We start from the raw sequence: 16,806 nt of genomic DNA, 5'->3' as shown, positions 1-16,806 counted from the left end.
CTTACGGCCCCATGAAAAACCCCGGGGAAGGCTATATTATTTGCCGAAATCTTAATTTGCCGCTTTCGAAATAATACCTAATTTGTACTCCCTTTTTATACTGATTCCAAGAATGTTTTGTTAATTCAAAACATTTTTCAGTAGAATTGCGGAAACTTTTTTTAAATCAACTGTAATTTTTAAAAAACCAAAAATCAATTGAATCATGGCTGAGACAAAACCAACTGCAGGTGCTGCTGCAAAAAGCCCATCTTCTGCACAACCTAAGAAGAGCAGTAACTCGATTTCCTGGCTGGCGCCACTGTTATGTGTGATCATCGGTTTCATTATCTGGCGCTTCGTGTTGGGTGCTCCGAGTAACTTTACGAATCCAGACCCCGCTGGTGGTTTTTGGCCTAATCACAAAGGACCTAAAGGTACATGGCCTAAGATGTATGAAGGTGGTATCGTTGTACCTATCCTGATTGCCAACTTCCTGACCGTACTGACTTTCGTGATCGAAAGGTTCCTGACCGTTTCTAAAGCTGCCGGTAACGGAAGTATCGCTGAATTCGTGCGTACTGTACAGTTCCACCTGGCTAACAAAGAAGTAGACAAAGCGATCGCTGCCTGCGACAAACAGAAAGGTTCTGTAGGTAATGTGATGAAGTCTGGTCTGCACAAATACAAAGAAATGATCACCAATACCGAACTCACTACCGAGCAGAAGGTATTGAATATCCAGAAAGAAGTAGAAGAAGCTACCGCCCTGGAACTGCCTATGCTGGAGAAGAACCTGGTGTTCCTGTCTACCATCGCATCAGTAGCTACCCTGTTGGGTCTGTTGGGTACGGTAATGGGTATGATCAAATCATTCTCTGCCCTCGGTGATGAAGGTGGTGGTGATGCTGCCCGTGAACTGTCAAAAGGTATCTCTGAGGCCCTGTTCAACACCGCCCTGGGTATCGGTACTTCAGCAGTAGCGATCATTATGTATAACGTGTTCACAACCCGTATCGATGGTATCACTTACGGTATCGATGAATCAGGTTTCACTTTAACACAGAGCTTTGCTGCCAATTACAAATAATCTTTCAGATTTTTTGTGGAATTGACAAAGTTTTGAATCATTAATGTGAAATATTAAATAATAAACAATGGGTAGAGCCAAATTACCTCGTAAGAGTACCAGCATCGATATGACGGCGATGTGTGACGTGGCCTTTCTGTTGTTGTCATTCTTTATCTTAACAACGAAGTTCAAGCCCTCCGAGGCCATCGCTGTTACGATCCCGAAATCGGTAGCCGCCAAAGTGGCACCGACCAAGGATATTGTTCAGGTAATCATTGACAAGGACGGAAAAGTGTTTCTGGAAATGGATGACGAAGAAGTGAAGGAAACCATGGCCAATACGCTGAATACCACCAAGAACCTGGGACTGGATGTGAAAGCATTCAAAAAGAGCCCATTCTTCGGTGCTTCTTTCGGCGGCCTCAAAGCTTTCCTGGCCCTTCCGGAAGACCAGCGCAAGGGTAGCCTGCTGCCCGGTATTCCTGTAAAGGATAGTTCCAACAACGAGCTGACCGAATGGATGACACTGGTAAGGGACGCGTACCAGGGAAAAAAGCCTAACCTTCTCTTAAAAGGAGATAACCTGGCCAAGTTCCCTGCTTTTAAAAGCGTAATCACCGCTTTCAAAAAGAACGACTTCCTGAAATTCCAGATGGTGACCAATCCGGAAGCCGTTCCGGTAGGAACCGAACTGTGGAAGAAAGCCCAGTCAGGAGAGAAGCGGGAAGAGTAAATAAATTGCTAACGAAAACTAAATTCTACCGACATGGCAGAAATGGATACCTCGAGTGGTGGTGGTCATAAAAAAGGCCCCGGGGTCAAGAAAGGGAAGAAGCTGTCGACCCGAGTTGACCTGACGCCCATGGTGGACCTGGGCTTCCTACTCATCACTTTTTTTATCTTCACCACAACCATGAGCCAGGCTACAGCTATGAAGCTGATCCTGCCCAAGGACGCGGATAAACCGGAAGATCAGAATAAGGCCAAACAGTCGGGTGTGATTACCATTCTCTTAGGAAAAGACAATAATGTCTTCTACTATGAGGGAGAACTGGATAATACCGCATCTAACTTCAAGTCATCTAATTTTCATGATATCCGTGAAGTGCTGATCAATAAAAAGAACAGCGTAAGGGACGTCAAAGATTTCGTAGTGATACTGAAACCTTCAGACGAGTGTACTTACAAGAACGTGGTAGATATTTTAGATGAAATGACGATCAACGTGTGTACGCGTTACGCGCTGGTTGACATCACCGACATTGAAGCACAGCTGGTGATGAAATCAGAGGCGATGGCTGCGGCCGCACCGGCGAACTAATCGTGAAATTTCATCAAAGAAACTAATTACAAAAGAACCAGATCATGGAGATAAACAAAATTTTATCCGCTGATATTCTTGATATCCTTTTTGACGGAAGGAATAAGGACTACGGTGCTTATGAACTCCGCAAAACGTATAACAAGCGTATCAAGATCTCTATAGGCGGAATGGTACTGATCTGCGCACTTTTACTGGTGGGCTCGCTGGTAGCGAACTCAACCAAGAAAAAGCAGGCGGAGATCATTGTGGCCGATATGTCGCTGGAGAACGTAAACAAGGAGGAGAAAAAGCCGGAGCCACCACCTCCGCCACCTCCGCCAAAACAGGAGCCACCCAAAGTGGAGATCACCAAATTCACTCCTCCCAAGATCGTGAAGGATGAAGAAGTGAAACCTGATGAGGAAATCAAGGAAGTGGAAAAACTGGAAGATACCAAGATCGGTACCATTAACCAGGAAGGTGCGAAAGACGAAGGTGTTGTAGCCCCTCCCGTTGAAAAAGGAACCGGTGTGGTGGAAGCCCCTAAAGTTGAAGAAGACTACGATAAGGTATTCACCGTAGTACAGATCCCCGCGGAATTCCCCGGTGGTTTGCCTCAGTGGACCAAATACCTGGAGCGTAACCTGAACAGGGACCTCCCTGTTGAGAACGGTGCCCCTCCGGGAAAATATACCGTAGTGGTATCCTTTATCGTGGCCAAAGACGGAAGTATCAGTGATGTAGCAGCGGAGAACGATCCCGGCTACGGAACCAAAGCAGAAGCGATGCGCGTAATCACCAAAGGACCTAAATGGAAACCCGCGGTGCAGAACGGACGTAACGTTATCTACCGTCACAAACAAAGCATCACTTTCGTGGTATCAGAAGAATAATTCTGAACGACAGAAATTATAAAAGCCCTGCAATTTTTTGCGGGGCTTTTTTGTGAATGGACAATGGGCAATTGTGAATCGTCAGTTGTGAGTAGAATGAGTGAATGAGTGGATGAGTGAATGAGTGAATGGGTAGGTGTGAGTGGTCAGTGGTCAGTGGTGAGTGAATAGCCTATTCACAATTGACAATTGCCCATTCACTCATCCACTAATTGCCTCTTATGGAATTTTTGCAAAATTTACTCGTCGTTTTGCGGTGTGGATTTTTTGTTGTGGGAGAATCATAGTAGAAACTCACTACTATGGAAAAGTCACAGATCCTCTCCGCAGATATCCTGGACATCCTGTTCGATGGACGGAATAAAGGCTATGGCGCCTATGAATTGCGCAAGACCTACCAGAAACGGATCCTCTTTGCCTTGTCGGTTATGCTGTTGCTTTGTCTGCTGGCCGTGGCCGGCAGCTTACTGGCCAATGGCAAGAAGAACAGGACAACCGCAGAACTGGTGACCGTGGTGGAACTGGAGAATTTCAAACAGGAAGAACCCAAACCCGAACAGCCCAAACCCATCCCCAAACAGGAACCACCCAAAGTGGAAATGGCCAAAGTAACGCCTCCCAGGATCGTGGCCGATGACCAGGTAAAAGCCGAAGACGAAGTAAAAGAGATCGACCAGCTGGAGAATACCCGCATCGGTACCATCAACCAGGAAGGCGCCAAAGACGAAGGTTTTGTGGCCCCTCCCGTTGAAAAAAGCACTGGTGTGGTGGACAATATTTTGGAAAAGGATGATATAGACAAAGTGTTCACTTCCGTGCAGATAGAGGCACAGTTCCTGGGCGGAATAGCCGCCTGGCGCAAATACCTGGAAAGAAACCTGAACCAGGATATTGCTGCCCAGAATGGGGCTCCCCCAGCCGATTATTCGGTGATCGTATCCTTCATTGTTGACCGCGAAGGCAATATCAGCGACGTAAGGGCCGAAAACGATCCCGGCTACGGAACCAAAGCAGAAGCCATCCGCGTCATCCAGAAAAGCCCCCGCTGGATGCCCGCAGTGCAGAACGGCCGCAACGTGATCTACCGGCAGCGGCAGAAGATCACGTTCAGGGTGGGGGAACAATGATAGCATGATAGAATGAGTGAATGATAGAATGTTTTGATTCTGTTTCACATTCTATCATTCACTCATTCTATCATGCTATCATTCTCAATTCCCTCTCATTGTTCTACTTTTGCCTGTAAAGCAGACACTATGAGCACGCACTTGCGGGGTTGGGATGATACGATCGTGGCGTTGGCCACGCCGCCGGGGGTGGGGGCCATTGGGGTGATTCGGGTGAGCGGTAAAGAGACCTTCCGGGTGCTGGATGAGATGTTCCCCTCGAAAGACCTGTTCAAACAGCAGTCGCATACCATTCATGTGGGACTGTTGCAGCACCAGGGACAATTGCTGGATGAAGTGGTGCTGTCTTTGTTCAAAGGTCCCAGGTCGTATACGGGCGAAGACGTGATCGAGATCAGTTGCCACGGTTCACCATTCATACAAGAGAATATCATTCGTGCCCTTACCAGTAAGGGCGTGCGCCTGGCCAAACCGGGTGAGTTCACCCAGCGGGCCTTCCTCAACGGTAAACTGGACCTGACCCAGGCCGAAGCTGTGGCCGACCTGATCGCCAGTAATACGGAAGCCAGTCGCAGGGCCGCTTTGCACAGTATGCGCGGGGGCTTTTCCTCAGACCTGCAGCAACTGCGTGAACAGCTGATCCGCTTTTCGGCCATGATAGAACTGGAACTCGATTTTTCGCAGGAAGATGTGGAGTTTGCCGACAGGGCCGCTCTGCAGACCCTGGTGAACCAGCTGGCCCTGTCCACACACCAGCTCATCGGTTCCTTCCAGCTGGGTAATGTGATCAAGAACGGGGTGCAGGTGGCCATTATCGGTAAACCCAATGCAGGTAAATCCACCTTACTCAATACCTTACTGAACGAGAACCGCGCCATCGTGAGCGATATCGCCGGCACCACGCGCGATACCATTGAAGAAGTGCTCAACATCAAAGGTATCCTGTTCCGGCTCATCGATACGGCCGGCATACGCGAACATACCCACGATGTGATTGAAAGCATCGGCGTGGAAAAGAGCCTCGAAAAAATGCGCTCCGCCAATATCGTACTGTACCTGTTCGATGTGAATGAGATCACCGAAGCAGACCTGCAGCAGGTGGTGCACACATTTGAGAAAGAACAGATCCGCTACCTGCTGGTGGGCAATAAGGTGGACGGACAGAACACAGCGGCGCAACAGCGTTTTGCCGCTTTTACAGACACGGTATTCATCTCTGCCAAGGAACATACGCATATCGAGCACCTGAAAGAGGCCCTGGTCAGCAAAGCCATTGATGGTGATATTTATGCCGAGTCCACCATCGTTACCAATGCCCGCCACTACGAGGCTTTGCAGCACCTGGCCAAAGCACTGGCCGATGTACAGCGCGGACTGGAAGAGAAAGTGCCCGGCGACCTGCTGGCCATCGATATCCGCCAGTGCCTGCATTACCTGGGCACCATCACCGGCCAGATCACCAATGAGGATCAACTGGATTATATCTTTTCGAAGTTCTGTATCGGAAAATAAACAGCGTACGATTCATACGCGTTCTACACGATTTATATTGATTATCAGCAGATTTTATTTGCCTTTCCTTGCCTTTTACTGCCTTTAGTAGCCGGATATTAGTGACTATTCTGTTACTACTTTTTGTTTCGGAGTATTTTGAAATAAAGAGGGATGAATTATGGGCAACAATGATATAGTATGATACACAATGATGCAATAGTTAACAGGTGATTGGTTGCATTATTGCTGTTTTGCAATAATAACTGTTTGAACTCCTTGTATATATCCATTTTTATTTGCATATTGTATGCCGATTCTCCCCCTTTTAGACTGTCATATCACAAATCCAATAGCCTGCTCACACCTATTTTAAATTATTCCTGACTTACATATGGCAGACGCCGATTTTTTTAAGACACAAACTGCATCTTCAAAAATTAAAGCAAATATTGTAGCCAATTATTTTCCGAAATATTGCAAAATAATTTTAAAATCCCGACAAAAGGAGATACGTTATCTTGACTTATTCGCGGGCCCCGGAATTTATGAAGACGGGAGTTTGTCGACCCCGATTTTGATAGCAGACGCTTGCGCAAAAGATGTTGATTTAAAAAACATTGTACACCTAATGTTTAATGATAACGAACATATTGAGTCCTTAAAAAAGAATTTTGAAGCACGTTATGATGAATCCACTTTTTTATTTAAACCAAAATTTGGAGACAAAACAGTTGGGGAAGATGAAAAAATAACGGCATACTTGAGAAAAAAGAATACCACTCTTAAAAACCCATACCCTACTTTGTTGTTTTTTGACCCCTTTGGATATAAAGGGATAAATACAAAAGATTTAGCCAATTTTCTCTGTAATTGGGGGAACGAAATCTTTTTGTTCTTTAATATTAAAAGAATTCACGCTGCTGTCGAAAATGAAAAATTTGATGATTTGATGACTGAGTTGTTTCCTACTACAATCGAAACTATTAGATCTGATAGGAAATACGTTGGTAAGGTACAAGAACGGTTATCACTAATAATCGCAAACTTGGCTGACGAGTTTAAGAAGATTGTTCCGAATGTGTTTCATTGTGCTTTCAAATTTCAGGAGGAGGACAGCAATACTACAAGTCACTATATAATTCATTTTACCAAACATAATCGGGGATACGATTTAGTAAAGCAAATTTATAATGACTTTGATAATCTTGGCGCTACTTTAGGGGCAAATGGTGATTATACATTCGATGCGAAAAAATTAGATATGGGCGATGGGCAGATTGATTTTGGCGACCAAAATATCTATGTGCTTGGGAAGGAGCTTTTGGAAAAGTTCAAAAAAAGAAAACTGTCTGCGATTCAATTATTCAACGAGCACCAAGCATTGTCGAAATATTGCAGAACTCATTATTCGGACACTTTGAGAGATCTGGTTGAACAAGGTAAAGTGAAAGCTACTTTCACTGATAACAAAGAGCATAGTGTTAGCGTACTTATAAATGAATACTGTATTTTAGAATTCAATTAACCAATATGGCAAACTCTTCAATAGAATGGACAGAAATGACATGGAACCCAACTACCGGGTGTACTAAAATATCTGCAGGATGCAAGTTCTGTTATGCAGAGATTATGACACGAAGGTTAAAGGCAATGGGTCAAGAGAAATACAAAGCTGGGTTTAAAGTTGTCAAAACCCATTCCGAAACTTTGGATATTCCTTACACTTGGAAGACTCCAAAGATAGTTTTCGTTAATTCTATGAGTGATCTTTTTCATAAAGATGTATCACTAGAGTTTATTAAAAAGGTCTTTGCAGTGATGAACAAAAATCCACAGCATGTATTCCAAGTTTTAACTAAAAGAGCTAATCGGCTTTTCGAAGTTCATAAGGAACTTAAATGGACGCATAACATTTGGATGGGGGTTTCCGTTGAAGATAAAAGAGTAGTAGACAGAATTGATTTCCTACGAAATACTAGGGCTAAAGTAAAATTTCTTTCTCTTGAACCTTTGATTGGCGAACTTTCCGGGTTGAATTTAAAAAAAATTGATTGGGTTATAGTAGGTGGCGAAAGCGGGCATAATCCTAGACCGATGGATCCGGATTGGGTAATTGATATTCAGGATCAATGCGAAAAGGCAAAAGTTGCGTTTTTCTTTAAACAGTGGGGTGGTAAAAACAAAAAGGCTTCAGGTAGGATCTTAAACGGACGAACATACGATGAAATGCCTATAGTGCGAGAATTGAGTAAAGGCGATTAATTGTGGTAACTAAATAATAACTACATAGCGATAGTATTAGTTATGGATTTTAAATTTCTAATAAACTCGAAAGGACACATTCGGCAGCGTGAGAGTACTGATTTGGAATTCAAGGAAACCTTTCATTATGAAAGCATTCCGTTTTACTTACGGTCTATTGTAGGCATGGCAAACAATAAGGGAGGGCAAATAATTTTTGGAATAAAAAATTCGCCTCATATTCCAGAAGGACTCAAAAATGAAAAGTTCTTTAAATGCGATCCAAAAGAGTTCAATGAAAAGATGTTGGAATACTTTTCTCACGAATTTGAATGGCAATTAAACACGCTTGATTACGCTGGAAGGCAGTTCGGTCAAATATGGGTCCCAGAGGCAACAAGCAAACCGATTTTGTGTAAGAAGAATAACGAAAAGTGTAAGCTTCGCGAAGGTGCAATCTACTATAGATATCGTGGTGAAACCAAAGAAATAGCCTATCCAGAACTTTACAAACTTATTGAATCTGAAAAAGAAAAAGAGAAGAAACTGTGGATGGAGCATATACAGAAAATAACTTCAGTAGGGCCAAGGAATATTCAGATATTGGACTCATATAAGGGTGAAATGCAAGTGGGTGAAAAAAAGATTCTTTTAGATAAAAGCCTGCTTTCAAAAATAAAATTTATCAAAGAGGGGAAACTTGTAGAGAAGGATGGTGCGCCAGCACTAACGATAAAGGGGGAGATTGAAGGTATTGTAGATAATAATCAAGTTGTGTCATCCGACGAGTTGTATCCACTTTTGGCTAGCGATTTGATTAAAAGTTTATCTCTTAATCAACATGAGGTCAAATGTCTTCTTTGGAAATTTAATATTAAGGGCGATAGGCGGTACCATAATTCAATAAAAACAGGAAAAAATTCAGTCGTAAATAAATATTCGAAAAAGGTACTGGAAATGTTTAGTAGATACAAGGCTAAAGATAATTACATAAAAGATGTCTGCGATGAGTATGCAAAAAAGCATCCCTCAAAAGGGCGTATCGCTAAAAAAGCAAAAAAAAAATAAGCCGACTTTGTTAGCTCAATTGAAAACAAGCCTCTGTTATCTTCTCTAATTGTTTTACAAAACACACCACTGCATCCCTCTCATTGGCCTCATCATAAATAGTATTCGGCGATGTTAACGCTACCTTGTAAGTACCCCATTTCTCAAACAGTACTAAAGTGTCTTTGTGAGAGCGAATACGGCATCCCTGTAGTTCATCTCTGCCGGATCATCCATCCTTCTTATCCGAAAAAGAAGGCAGTTTCCAATGGTATTTCATGGCCAGTATACGCAGCAGTAAGCAAACCAGGAAACCTACGGGGAACACCCATGCATCCGGCAGTTCCAGGTAATTACCTGCTACCACCACAATAGCGCCCAACAGGGCGGCGGAAGCATAGATCTCTTTTTCAAAAATGGCGGGAATGCGGTTCAGGAAAATATCACGGATCACACCGCCACCTACGGCAGTTACCATACCTATCAGTATGGCCACTTCATAGTTATGACGAAAGCCCAGCGCTTTTTCTGCACCCGAAACGGCAAAAAGGGATAAGCCCAATGCATCAAACAATAATACCGGTCCGGCAAGCAACCTGTTCAGCGGAGTAACGCCAATGGTAATGAGGGCTGCGGTCATGGAAACCACCAGGTAGCGCCAGTCAGATAATCCGGCAGGAGGTATATCGCCAATGCACAGGTCCCTGATGATACCGCCGCCACAAGCTACCGTAAAAGCCACTACCAGGATGCCCAGCACATCCAGTCCCTTTTGTTTGGCAGCAGCGGCGCCACTTACGGCAAAAGCAAAAGTGCCGCCCAGATCGATCAGCGTATATAGGGTATGTAATTTATCCATTTACGATAGTTAGGGTTTATCCAGCCACGCAGCCGCGGCTGTGATCATAGCCTGCAAACCTGTTTTGAGGGTGGGATGCAGAACCGGATAAAATTTGGGTGAATGGTTTCCCGGAATGGTATTGATGCGGCCCTCGTTCCGGGCTTTGATGAAAGTATCCGGATCAGTGCCACCCACAAACCAGAAAACATAGGGCACATTCCAGCTCCTGCCGAAAATACTGAAATCTTCGCTCGCCGAAGCGGGGGGCGTTTCATAGGATCTGTCACCAAACTGCAGCAGGAACGCTTCCGCAAGTTTTGCCGTGGCGGCAACATCATTGTCGGTGATGGGGTAACTGTCCAGAGTGGTGAACTCCGGTTCTTTGGGTGCATTGGAAGCAGCCGATTCGGCACAGCAGATGCGTTTTACCGCAGAGAGAATATGATCCCGTACCCCTTCGTTGAAAGTGCGGATATTCAATTTCAAAGTGGCATCGTTGGGAATGATATTTTCTTTCACTCCGGCCTGTAAGGCGCCGATCGTTAATACGGCATTTTCAATAGGTGCTATTTCCCGTGAAACGATGGTTTGCAGCCGCATGGTGGTTGCTGCCGCCATGATCACCGGATCTATGGAAGTCTGGGGAGCCGAGCCATGTGCACCCATCCCGAATAATTTTACCCGTAAGCTATTGCCTGCTGAGAGGATGGGGCCTGCGCGATGTCCAACGGTGCCGGCTTCACCCACCATCACATGCTGCCCCAGGATAATATCCGGTTTGGGGAAGCGCTCCATCATGCCATCGTCGATCATCGACTGCGCCCCGCGGCCCACTTCTTCGCCTGGCTGAAAAACAATGAGTAAAGTACCCTTCCACGATGCTTTGTGCGTTGCCAATAACCGGGCAGCACCCATTAACCAGGTAACGTGCAGGTCATGACCACAGGCATGTGATACACCAACCTCCATTCCTTCTTCATCTTTTGCTTTCAGCGTGCTGGCATAAGGCAGGCCGGTATCTTCGGCCACCGGCAGCGCATCCATATCGGCCCGGAGCATTACTACCGGCCCTTCGCCGTTTTTCAGTAGACCCACCACACCGGTTACACCAATGCCGGTGGATACTTCATAGTGATAACGGGCTAAATACTCTGCAGCTATTCCGGCGGTGCGGAACTCCTGCATGGATAATTCAGGATGAAGGTGAATGTCTTTGTAAATGACTTCCAGTTCAGGAAGCATTGCCTCCAAGTCCTTTTCTAGTTGATCGTTCAATGATCGGATCTGTTCGGCTTGCATGATGGACAATTATTTCATGCTATAAGGTACAATATTTTATGCGTATGTCATACGGGTAGGACAGGCCTTACCGCCACAAAGATGGTGCATACTTTTATGCGTGCACCGAAGGCCCCCCTTTATAAGACATCTCCGTTCGCCAACCGCGCCTTACTGCCTCCGCGAGCCAAATTCCCCGTCATGCATAAAGCGCAGCAGCAGGAACGATCACGGTCATTCTGCCCACATCGGACTTAGTGCCTTTGTACGATACAACACCACATCTCCCCCCGGTGACTCATTTGTCACATCAACCAGGCTGCAGCTATGGTAAACATTCCTGTGATTCTGTTATACCCGTCCATCGCTCAGTCAAACAGGGAAACAGCTCACTCAAAGGGAGCTGTTTCTCCCTTTTAGAGAGCTATGGGAGTGTTTCAGAGGGCTGTAGGGCAGGTTTTGAGAGGGTCTTCCTCCAGTGTCGCCCTTCGGTGAGAGGTCTCCATTGCCAACCGCGCCTGAGTGCCTCCGCACGCAAATTCCCCGTCCGCTCATAAACTGCGGCAGAAAATAATTAAAGACAAAATTATCCTTAATTAGTACTTTCGCGACTCAATAATACCAGCAGGATGCAAGAATTATCGTTACACAGGTTCCATATACCGGTGATGGGATTGGCTTATACCATTGATTCTCCCATCAAAGTGGCCAGGTTTGGCATTTCTTCCGTGATCTCCATAGTAGAAGACCGTTTGGTTGAAATGATGCGGAAAACCTATTATCCCAGTATCAATAAAACCTATTTCCCCATTTCCGTGCAGGAAGAGGATTACCGGGCCAAAAGAATTACCGATTACCTTAACCTGGTCAATACCATTGTTCAGGAACAGGTGGAAAAACTCAGAAATGCTGCATTTGAGGCTGGTTCTGAAATAGTCAGATATTTTGAAATGCTGCCCGAAAGCAGCGCTGTTAAAAAATTGTATCGTCAAATGATGGAGCTGGACTGCCAGGCGGAGAAAGCGCAATTGCAGGAACGTTTGCGTAAGCTGATCCGGCCGGGCAGTATCGATGTCAATATCATGACCAAACTGGACCGGGAACAAACAGATAGGGAAGGCATCATTCCGCCGGATAGTTCTGAAGCAGTTACTGCATTGCGTGGGTATGTGAAAAGTGACCTGGCAGACTCTTCCGTCGTGTTTTCCGCAGGCATGAATCCCCGCCTGTATAATTACCTGGAAAACTGCCCGGAACTGGATATGAATGCGGACGGCAGTTTTACCAAAAAAATCATCATTAAGGTCAGCGATTACCGTTCCGCATTGATCCAGGGTAAATACCTGGCCAAAAAAGGCCTCTGGGTAAGTGAGTTTCGGGTAGAGTCGGGCCTCAACTGCGGCGGACATGCTTTTGCAACCGATGGGTACCTGCTGGGTCCCATACTGGAGGAGTTTCGGCAGAACCGGGCCGGGCTCACCAGCGCATTGTTCGACATCTATAACGCGGCACTGGTACGAAAAGGAAAAGCAGCACTTCAGGAACCACCCGGCATGATCTTTTCTGTGCAGGGAGGTATTGGAACCGCGGCAGAGGATCAACTGTTGCATGAGTACTACGGGATGGAAAGTACCGGCTGGGGAACTCCATTTTTACTGGTGCCCGAAGCAACCACTGTGGATGAGGATACGCTCAGGAAATTAAGTGCGGCAAGGGAGGGAGATATCACCCTGAGTCATCATTCTCCATTGGGTGTACGATTCCATTATCTCAAAGGCACCAGTTCGGACAAGGAGCGACGGGAAAGGATACAGCAGGGTAAACCGGGAAGTCCCTGTACCGAAAAACACCTGGTCAATAATACCGAATTTACTGCGGAACCTATTTGTACCGCATCCATCAAATACCAGCAACTGAAAATTGAACAACTGAAATCGATGGATCTTCCGGAACAGGAACGCAAAAAGCAAATTGACCAGGTACTGGAAAAAGAATGTTTGTGCATCGGCCTCAGTAATTCTGCTGCCATCAAACATCAGCAGACTTTTGTCAAAAACCTGGAGACGGTTACGATCTGTCCTGGTCCGAATATTGTAAATTTTTCCAAAGTTGTATCGCTGCAAACCATGGTGAATCATATTTACGGCAGAACCGATGTACTGATGAACGCCACCAGGAGTCATATGTTTGTGTCTGAGCTGAATCTGTATATCGATTATTTACAGAACGAGCTGAGTAATGAAAAACAGGAAGAGCTAACCCCTAAAAAGAAAAAGTTCTATGCGGGGTTTTACCAGAATATCAAAGAGGGAATCCATTACTATAAAGCGCTTGATTCCATTCCGGCAGCTGATCGGGAGAAATTTCTGCAGGATCTTGCTTATGCAGAAGTTGCGCTGGATGGAGTGAATTACAGGTATGCCTTAGATCTGAATTAAATCAAACAACTGCAGGCGGAAATACGGATACCGGGAGGTTCTTCGATAACTTTCCGGCTATTGAGCATGTCTTTTGCAATCAACAACGAAATGATTCCCGCAGCGTTTCTCTTTTGGGGACACCTGCGGAGAATACCCTCTCTGCAAATATCTCATGACAGCAGCAGATACCAGTTACTGGTGGTTGGTGTAAAACCCGCAAGACCTAATTTTACTATTTGGCATCCACAGGGAAATCCGATAGCGCATAAACAATAGGAATTCCGCCAGAGGTTTACTAATTTAACTTCAACAAACCGGCTTTATAGTGACCACGCAGCAGGTAAGCCAGGCATCCGGAACTTCTGCTACTTTTAGTTTTATTGCCCAGTCGTGGATGAACTCTTCAGCAATCGGGTTGTAATTACCATGCGTCGAAGAAAATTCATATTGACCACCATTGCCACAGTTCCTTTCATGGCATTTGCAAAATATAAAACAGTATATCCTATGAGAACAGAAAAACCATTTCAGGTAAAGTCGGGTGCGTCAAGGTTTGGTAAACGTTTCAGAATGAAAGGAGTGACTTCTAATACACTTGACATAAAAATATCCGGAACTGATACCAACCAGGAACTAGCCGTATTTGAACAAAGCGGGCAAACTCCGAATGGAGGTCCACCCCTGCATATTCATATAGACCAGGATGAATGGTTTTTTGTTACAGAGGGAGAATATTTGTTTCAATCTGGTGAAGACAGGTTTACGGTAAAAGCCGGCGAAACTATTTTTCTTCCGCGCAACATACCCCATGCGTTTATACAGCTTACCGAAACAGCAAAGACCCTCGTTTCTTATATGCCGGCAGGAAAAATGGAAGCCTTCTTTGCAACTACCGATCAGTGGGCATCGCTGCCATCCAAAGAAGAAATCAACAAAGTGTTTGCTGACCACGGCATGAAAGTGGTAGGCGGGCCATTGAAAATTGATTGACCGACTAATTGCAGGAGTGTCAAGAACCTTCCTGCCTAATCTGTGTGCTGGCCTGGCTCTCATATTCTGCTCCCCGCAGAGCACCCCCCTCGGGGAGTGGTCTGCGGAGAAAAGAATACGGTATGGTCAGGAATTTGCTGATCTCATAGAATTGTGTGGATCTGACCCGGTAGCTGCCATTTATTTTGTAATGGTTACAATCAGTTTAGAAGCGAAGACACTGTTATATCCATAGGCCATAACATACCAGGTTCCTGAGCGTGGACTTTGGAATGTACAGATCTCATCCTCTCTGTTGGAGTTGACACTGCCACAATCTGCAGTCCAGGTGTAACGGGGGCTGACGCTCACCGTTGGCTGGCTGCCATACCGGACAAACATATCTGCCAGATTGTAGTCGGCCTGTCCGCCATCTTCCGTAAGTTTTACCGTCAGGCTTTTAGCCCCGGCGGGTACGGTAAAAGAATACATTTTTTTGTCCAGCCTTTTGCCTGTGACCAATTCGTTTAGCAGTGTTTGAGTAGTACCTCCTGAACTGCCTCCGCTGCCGCCACTGCTTCCACCGGAGCCACCGCTACCGCCACTGCCTCCACTGCCTCCACTGCCGCTGCCGCCACCTGAACTACTGCCACTGCTCCGGACCAGTCCATAGAGTGATCCGCCGGAAGGTTTTACCGTAACCACATTACCGATGATCTGAACGGTTCCTGTAGTGAAAGAACCAAAACCGTTATTTCCTCTTACACTGCCGGTCCAGGTATCATCACCTGTTCTGGTCATGCCTGTGAAAATATAATAACCTACCAGGATTCCCAAATGAGGTATCCCGGCTTTTGAGAAAAAGCCTGAGCTGCTGGACTCATCAAGTGTTACTTCCCATCCATCATTGGTTTCAAATACACCTTCGAAGTTCAGGGCCTTATTAATCAGCTCTGCTACTTTTTTACATTGTATGTTGGAAAAACTCACCAGGCATATCAGACCTAATGCCAATATGCGATGGATACCGGACCTAAAAAATTTCATAGGGATTGTTTTAATAGGCTTGCAAGATGAGGGATTTGCCTGGCCGGAACTATACTGATAAGTAGGTATTTTTCTATCTCTGCAGAGCTCACCCGGGAGGGTGTTCTGTTGCATTACCCCGGTAGCATAAGAAGGAATAAAAGATGGCCAGCTATTGGCAATGCTCACACTGCTGGTTGGGAATCATGATCCGGGACCGACTTACCGGGGCAGTGGTTTACAAAGAAATTTTCTCTTCCACTACCAAACCGGTGGTCAGGTCAGTACCTGTTAACTCCACATATTCAATATTGGGCTTGAACAGTGTGCCACCATTTACCGAAATGAAGATGCGGCTAACCATGATTTGTTTGTTGTTAACGGTGGTGTAGATATGGTACCGCTTATCCTCGCCTTCTTTCAGGTAGAGTTTCAGTTTTTTGTAAGCAGTCAGGTAACATTCATAACTGTTCTCATCGATCGCGGTGGTTTTGATGCCGTAAGCGTATTTGCGCTGTATGTCGGTAAGTTCTTCGATCTGTCCTTTTTTGGCATAACTGATCCAGTACACATGTATGGGGTGCTTTTTGTTGAGCACGCCATTGTCCAGGTTCAGTTCATAGATCAGGGTATTGGTATTGGGCGGACGCTGCAGGTAGAACAGCTGGTTCGGATTATGCGGTGGTATGGGATATGCTATCTCCTGCGCAGACAGCGGCATGAATGTTGTTGTCCAAAATAAAGTAACCAGGTAAAACAGACTTCTGTATATCCTTCCCATAGTGAACGAAGTGATCTTTGGTTAGTGAAATAGGAGCCCTCAATGTTTACAGCAATATACTCCTGTTTGAGCAGATTTTAACGCCAGCGGGTATGGGTTAATAAGCGGCCCATCCACTATCGGCCACCAGTTCGGTGCCATAGCGCAAACTGGTTTTGTTTTTGCCCGGTTCCGAAGCCACACCGGTAACAATAGCTATTTAATCGGACAATCTGCTCAGGGAGTTTTTTTGAAAACTACCCATTTCTGCAATCCTAAAGAATGATATGCATCAACAAACGGAGCTGGATGATCTGCGGGCATGCCATTCATAAAATAAAAGAGAAAAAAGTATT

At 45.5% G+C, this 16,806-nt stretch carries 15 protein-coding genes; 11 read left to right on the top strand and 4 right to left on the bottom strand.

What is annotated here, in order from left to right; genetic code table 11:
* Positions 1-205: 205 nt before the first annotated feature.
* From ACH3Y6_RS00185 to ACH3Y6_RS00145, 9 genes are all read left to right on the top strand, one after another.
* The gene (locus ACH3Y6_RS00185) at positions 206-1,069 is read left to right on the top strand and encodes a MotA/TolQ/ExbB proton channel family protein (RefSeq protein ID WP_490833538.1); all 864 of its coding nucleotides are present in this window, start codon (positions 206-208) and stop codon (positions 1,067-1,069) included.
* A 67-nt stretch (positions 1,070-1,136) separates the two neighbouring features.
* Positions 1,137-1,784, top strand: coding sequence for an ExbD/TolR family protein (locus ACH3Y6_RS00180; protein WP_490833537.1), 648 nt, complete (start codon positions 1,137-1,139; stop codon positions 1,782-1,784).
* Positions 1,785-1,817: 33 nt separating this feature from the next.
* On the top strand, positions 1,818-2,372 hold the full coding sequence (locus ACH3Y6_RS00175; RefSeq protein WP_490833536.1) for an ExbD/TolR family protein: 555 nt from the start codon (positions 1,818-1,820) through the stop codon (positions 2,370-2,372).
* 44 nt (positions 2,373-2,416) lie between these two features.
* Positions 2,417-3,247: an energy transducer TonB gene (locus ACH3Y6_RS00170; protein ID WP_490833535.1), complete on the top strand. Its 831-nt coding sequence runs from the start codon at positions 2,417-2,419 to the stop codon at positions 3,245-3,247.
* 302 nt (positions 3,248-3,549) lie between these two features.
* Entirely contained in the window at positions 3,550-4,374 is an 825-nt protein-coding gene (locus ACH3Y6_RS00165) for an energy transducer TonB (protein WP_490833534.1), read from the top strand.
* A 129-nt stretch (positions 4,375-4,503) separates the two neighbouring features.
* A complete protein-coding gene (mnmE, locus tag ACH3Y6_RS00160; RefSeq protein WP_490833533.1) occupies positions 4,504-5,886 on the top strand; it encodes a tRNA uridine-5-carboxymethylaminomethyl(34) synthesis GTPase MnmE in 1,383 nt (460 codons plus the stop codon).
* Between the two features lie 373 nt (positions 5,887-6,259).
* On the top strand, positions 6,260-7,393 hold the full coding sequence (gene tcmP, locus ACH3Y6_RS00155; protein WP_490833532.1) for a three-Cys-motif partner protein TcmP: 1,134 nt from the start codon (positions 6,260-6,262) through the stop codon (positions 7,391-7,393).
* 5 nt (positions 7,394-7,398) lie between these two features.
* Positions 7,399-8,130: a DUF5131 family protein gene (locus ACH3Y6_RS00150; RefSeq protein WP_490833531.1), complete on the top strand. Its 732-nt coding sequence runs from the start codon at positions 7,399-7,401 to the stop codon at positions 8,128-8,130.
* A gap of 42 nt (positions 8,131-8,172) precedes the next feature.
* Positions 8,173-9,177 carry an AlbA family DNA-binding domain-containing protein gene (locus ACH3Y6_RS00145; RefSeq protein ID WP_490833530.1) on the top strand — a complete coding sequence of 335 codons (1,005 nt, stop codon included), beginning with the start codon at positions 8,173-8,175 and terminating at the stop codon, positions 9,175-9,177.
* A gap of 208 nt (positions 9,178-9,385) precedes the next feature.
* Here the strand turns inward: ACH3Y6_RS00145 and ACH3Y6_RS00140 are convergent, their stop codons facing one another.
* On the bottom strand, positions 9,386-10,015 hold the full coding sequence (locus ACH3Y6_RS00140; RefSeq protein ID WP_490833529.1) for a trimeric intracellular cation channel family protein: 630 nt from the start codon (positions 10,013-10,015) through the stop codon (positions 9,386-9,388).
* A 9-nt stretch (positions 10,016-10,024) separates the two neighbouring features.
* Positions 10,025-11,296, bottom strand: coding sequence for a M20 family metallopeptidase (locus ACH3Y6_RS00135; RefSeq protein ID WP_490833528.1), 1,272 nt, complete (start codon positions 11,294-11,296; stop codon positions 10,025-10,027).
* 608 nt (positions 11,297-11,904) lie between these two features.
* Between ACH3Y6_RS00135 and ACH3Y6_RS00130 the strand changes: the two genes are divergently transcribed.
* The gene (locus tag ACH3Y6_RS00130) at positions 11,905-13,713 is read left to right on the top strand and encodes a hypothetical protein (RefSeq protein ID WP_490833527.1); all 1,809 of its coding nucleotides are present in this window, start codon (positions 11,905-11,907) and stop codon (positions 13,711-13,713) included.
* Between the two features lie 408 nt (positions 13,714-14,121).
* On the top strand, positions 14,122-14,685 hold the full coding sequence (locus ACH3Y6_RS00125) for a cupin domain-containing protein (RefSeq protein WP_490833526.1): 564 nt from the start codon (positions 14,122-14,124) through the stop codon (positions 14,683-14,685).
* Positions 14,686-14,865: 180 nt separating this feature from the next.
* On the opposite strand, the gene ACH3Y6_RS00120 is transcribed toward ACH3Y6_RS00125, so the two are convergent.
* Entirely contained in the window at positions 14,866-15,711 is an 846-nt protein-coding gene (locus ACH3Y6_RS00120) for a PPC domain-containing protein (protein WP_490833525.1), read from the bottom strand.
* Positions 15,712-15,928: 217 nt separating this feature from the next.
* Positions 15,929-16,411 (bottom strand): DUF4833 domain-containing protein, encoded by a 483-nt coding sequence (locus ACH3Y6_RS00115; RefSeq protein ID WP_490833524.1) that lies wholly within the window; start codon positions 16,409-16,411, stop codon positions 15,929-15,931.
* Positions 16,412-16,806: the final 395 nt, after the last annotated feature.

Source organism: Sediminibacterium sp. FW305-C-269 (assembly GCF_058231045.1).
The sequence above is the reverse complement of the archived record's forward strand: the minus strand, read 5'-3'. Positions and strand labels throughout refer to the sequence as shown.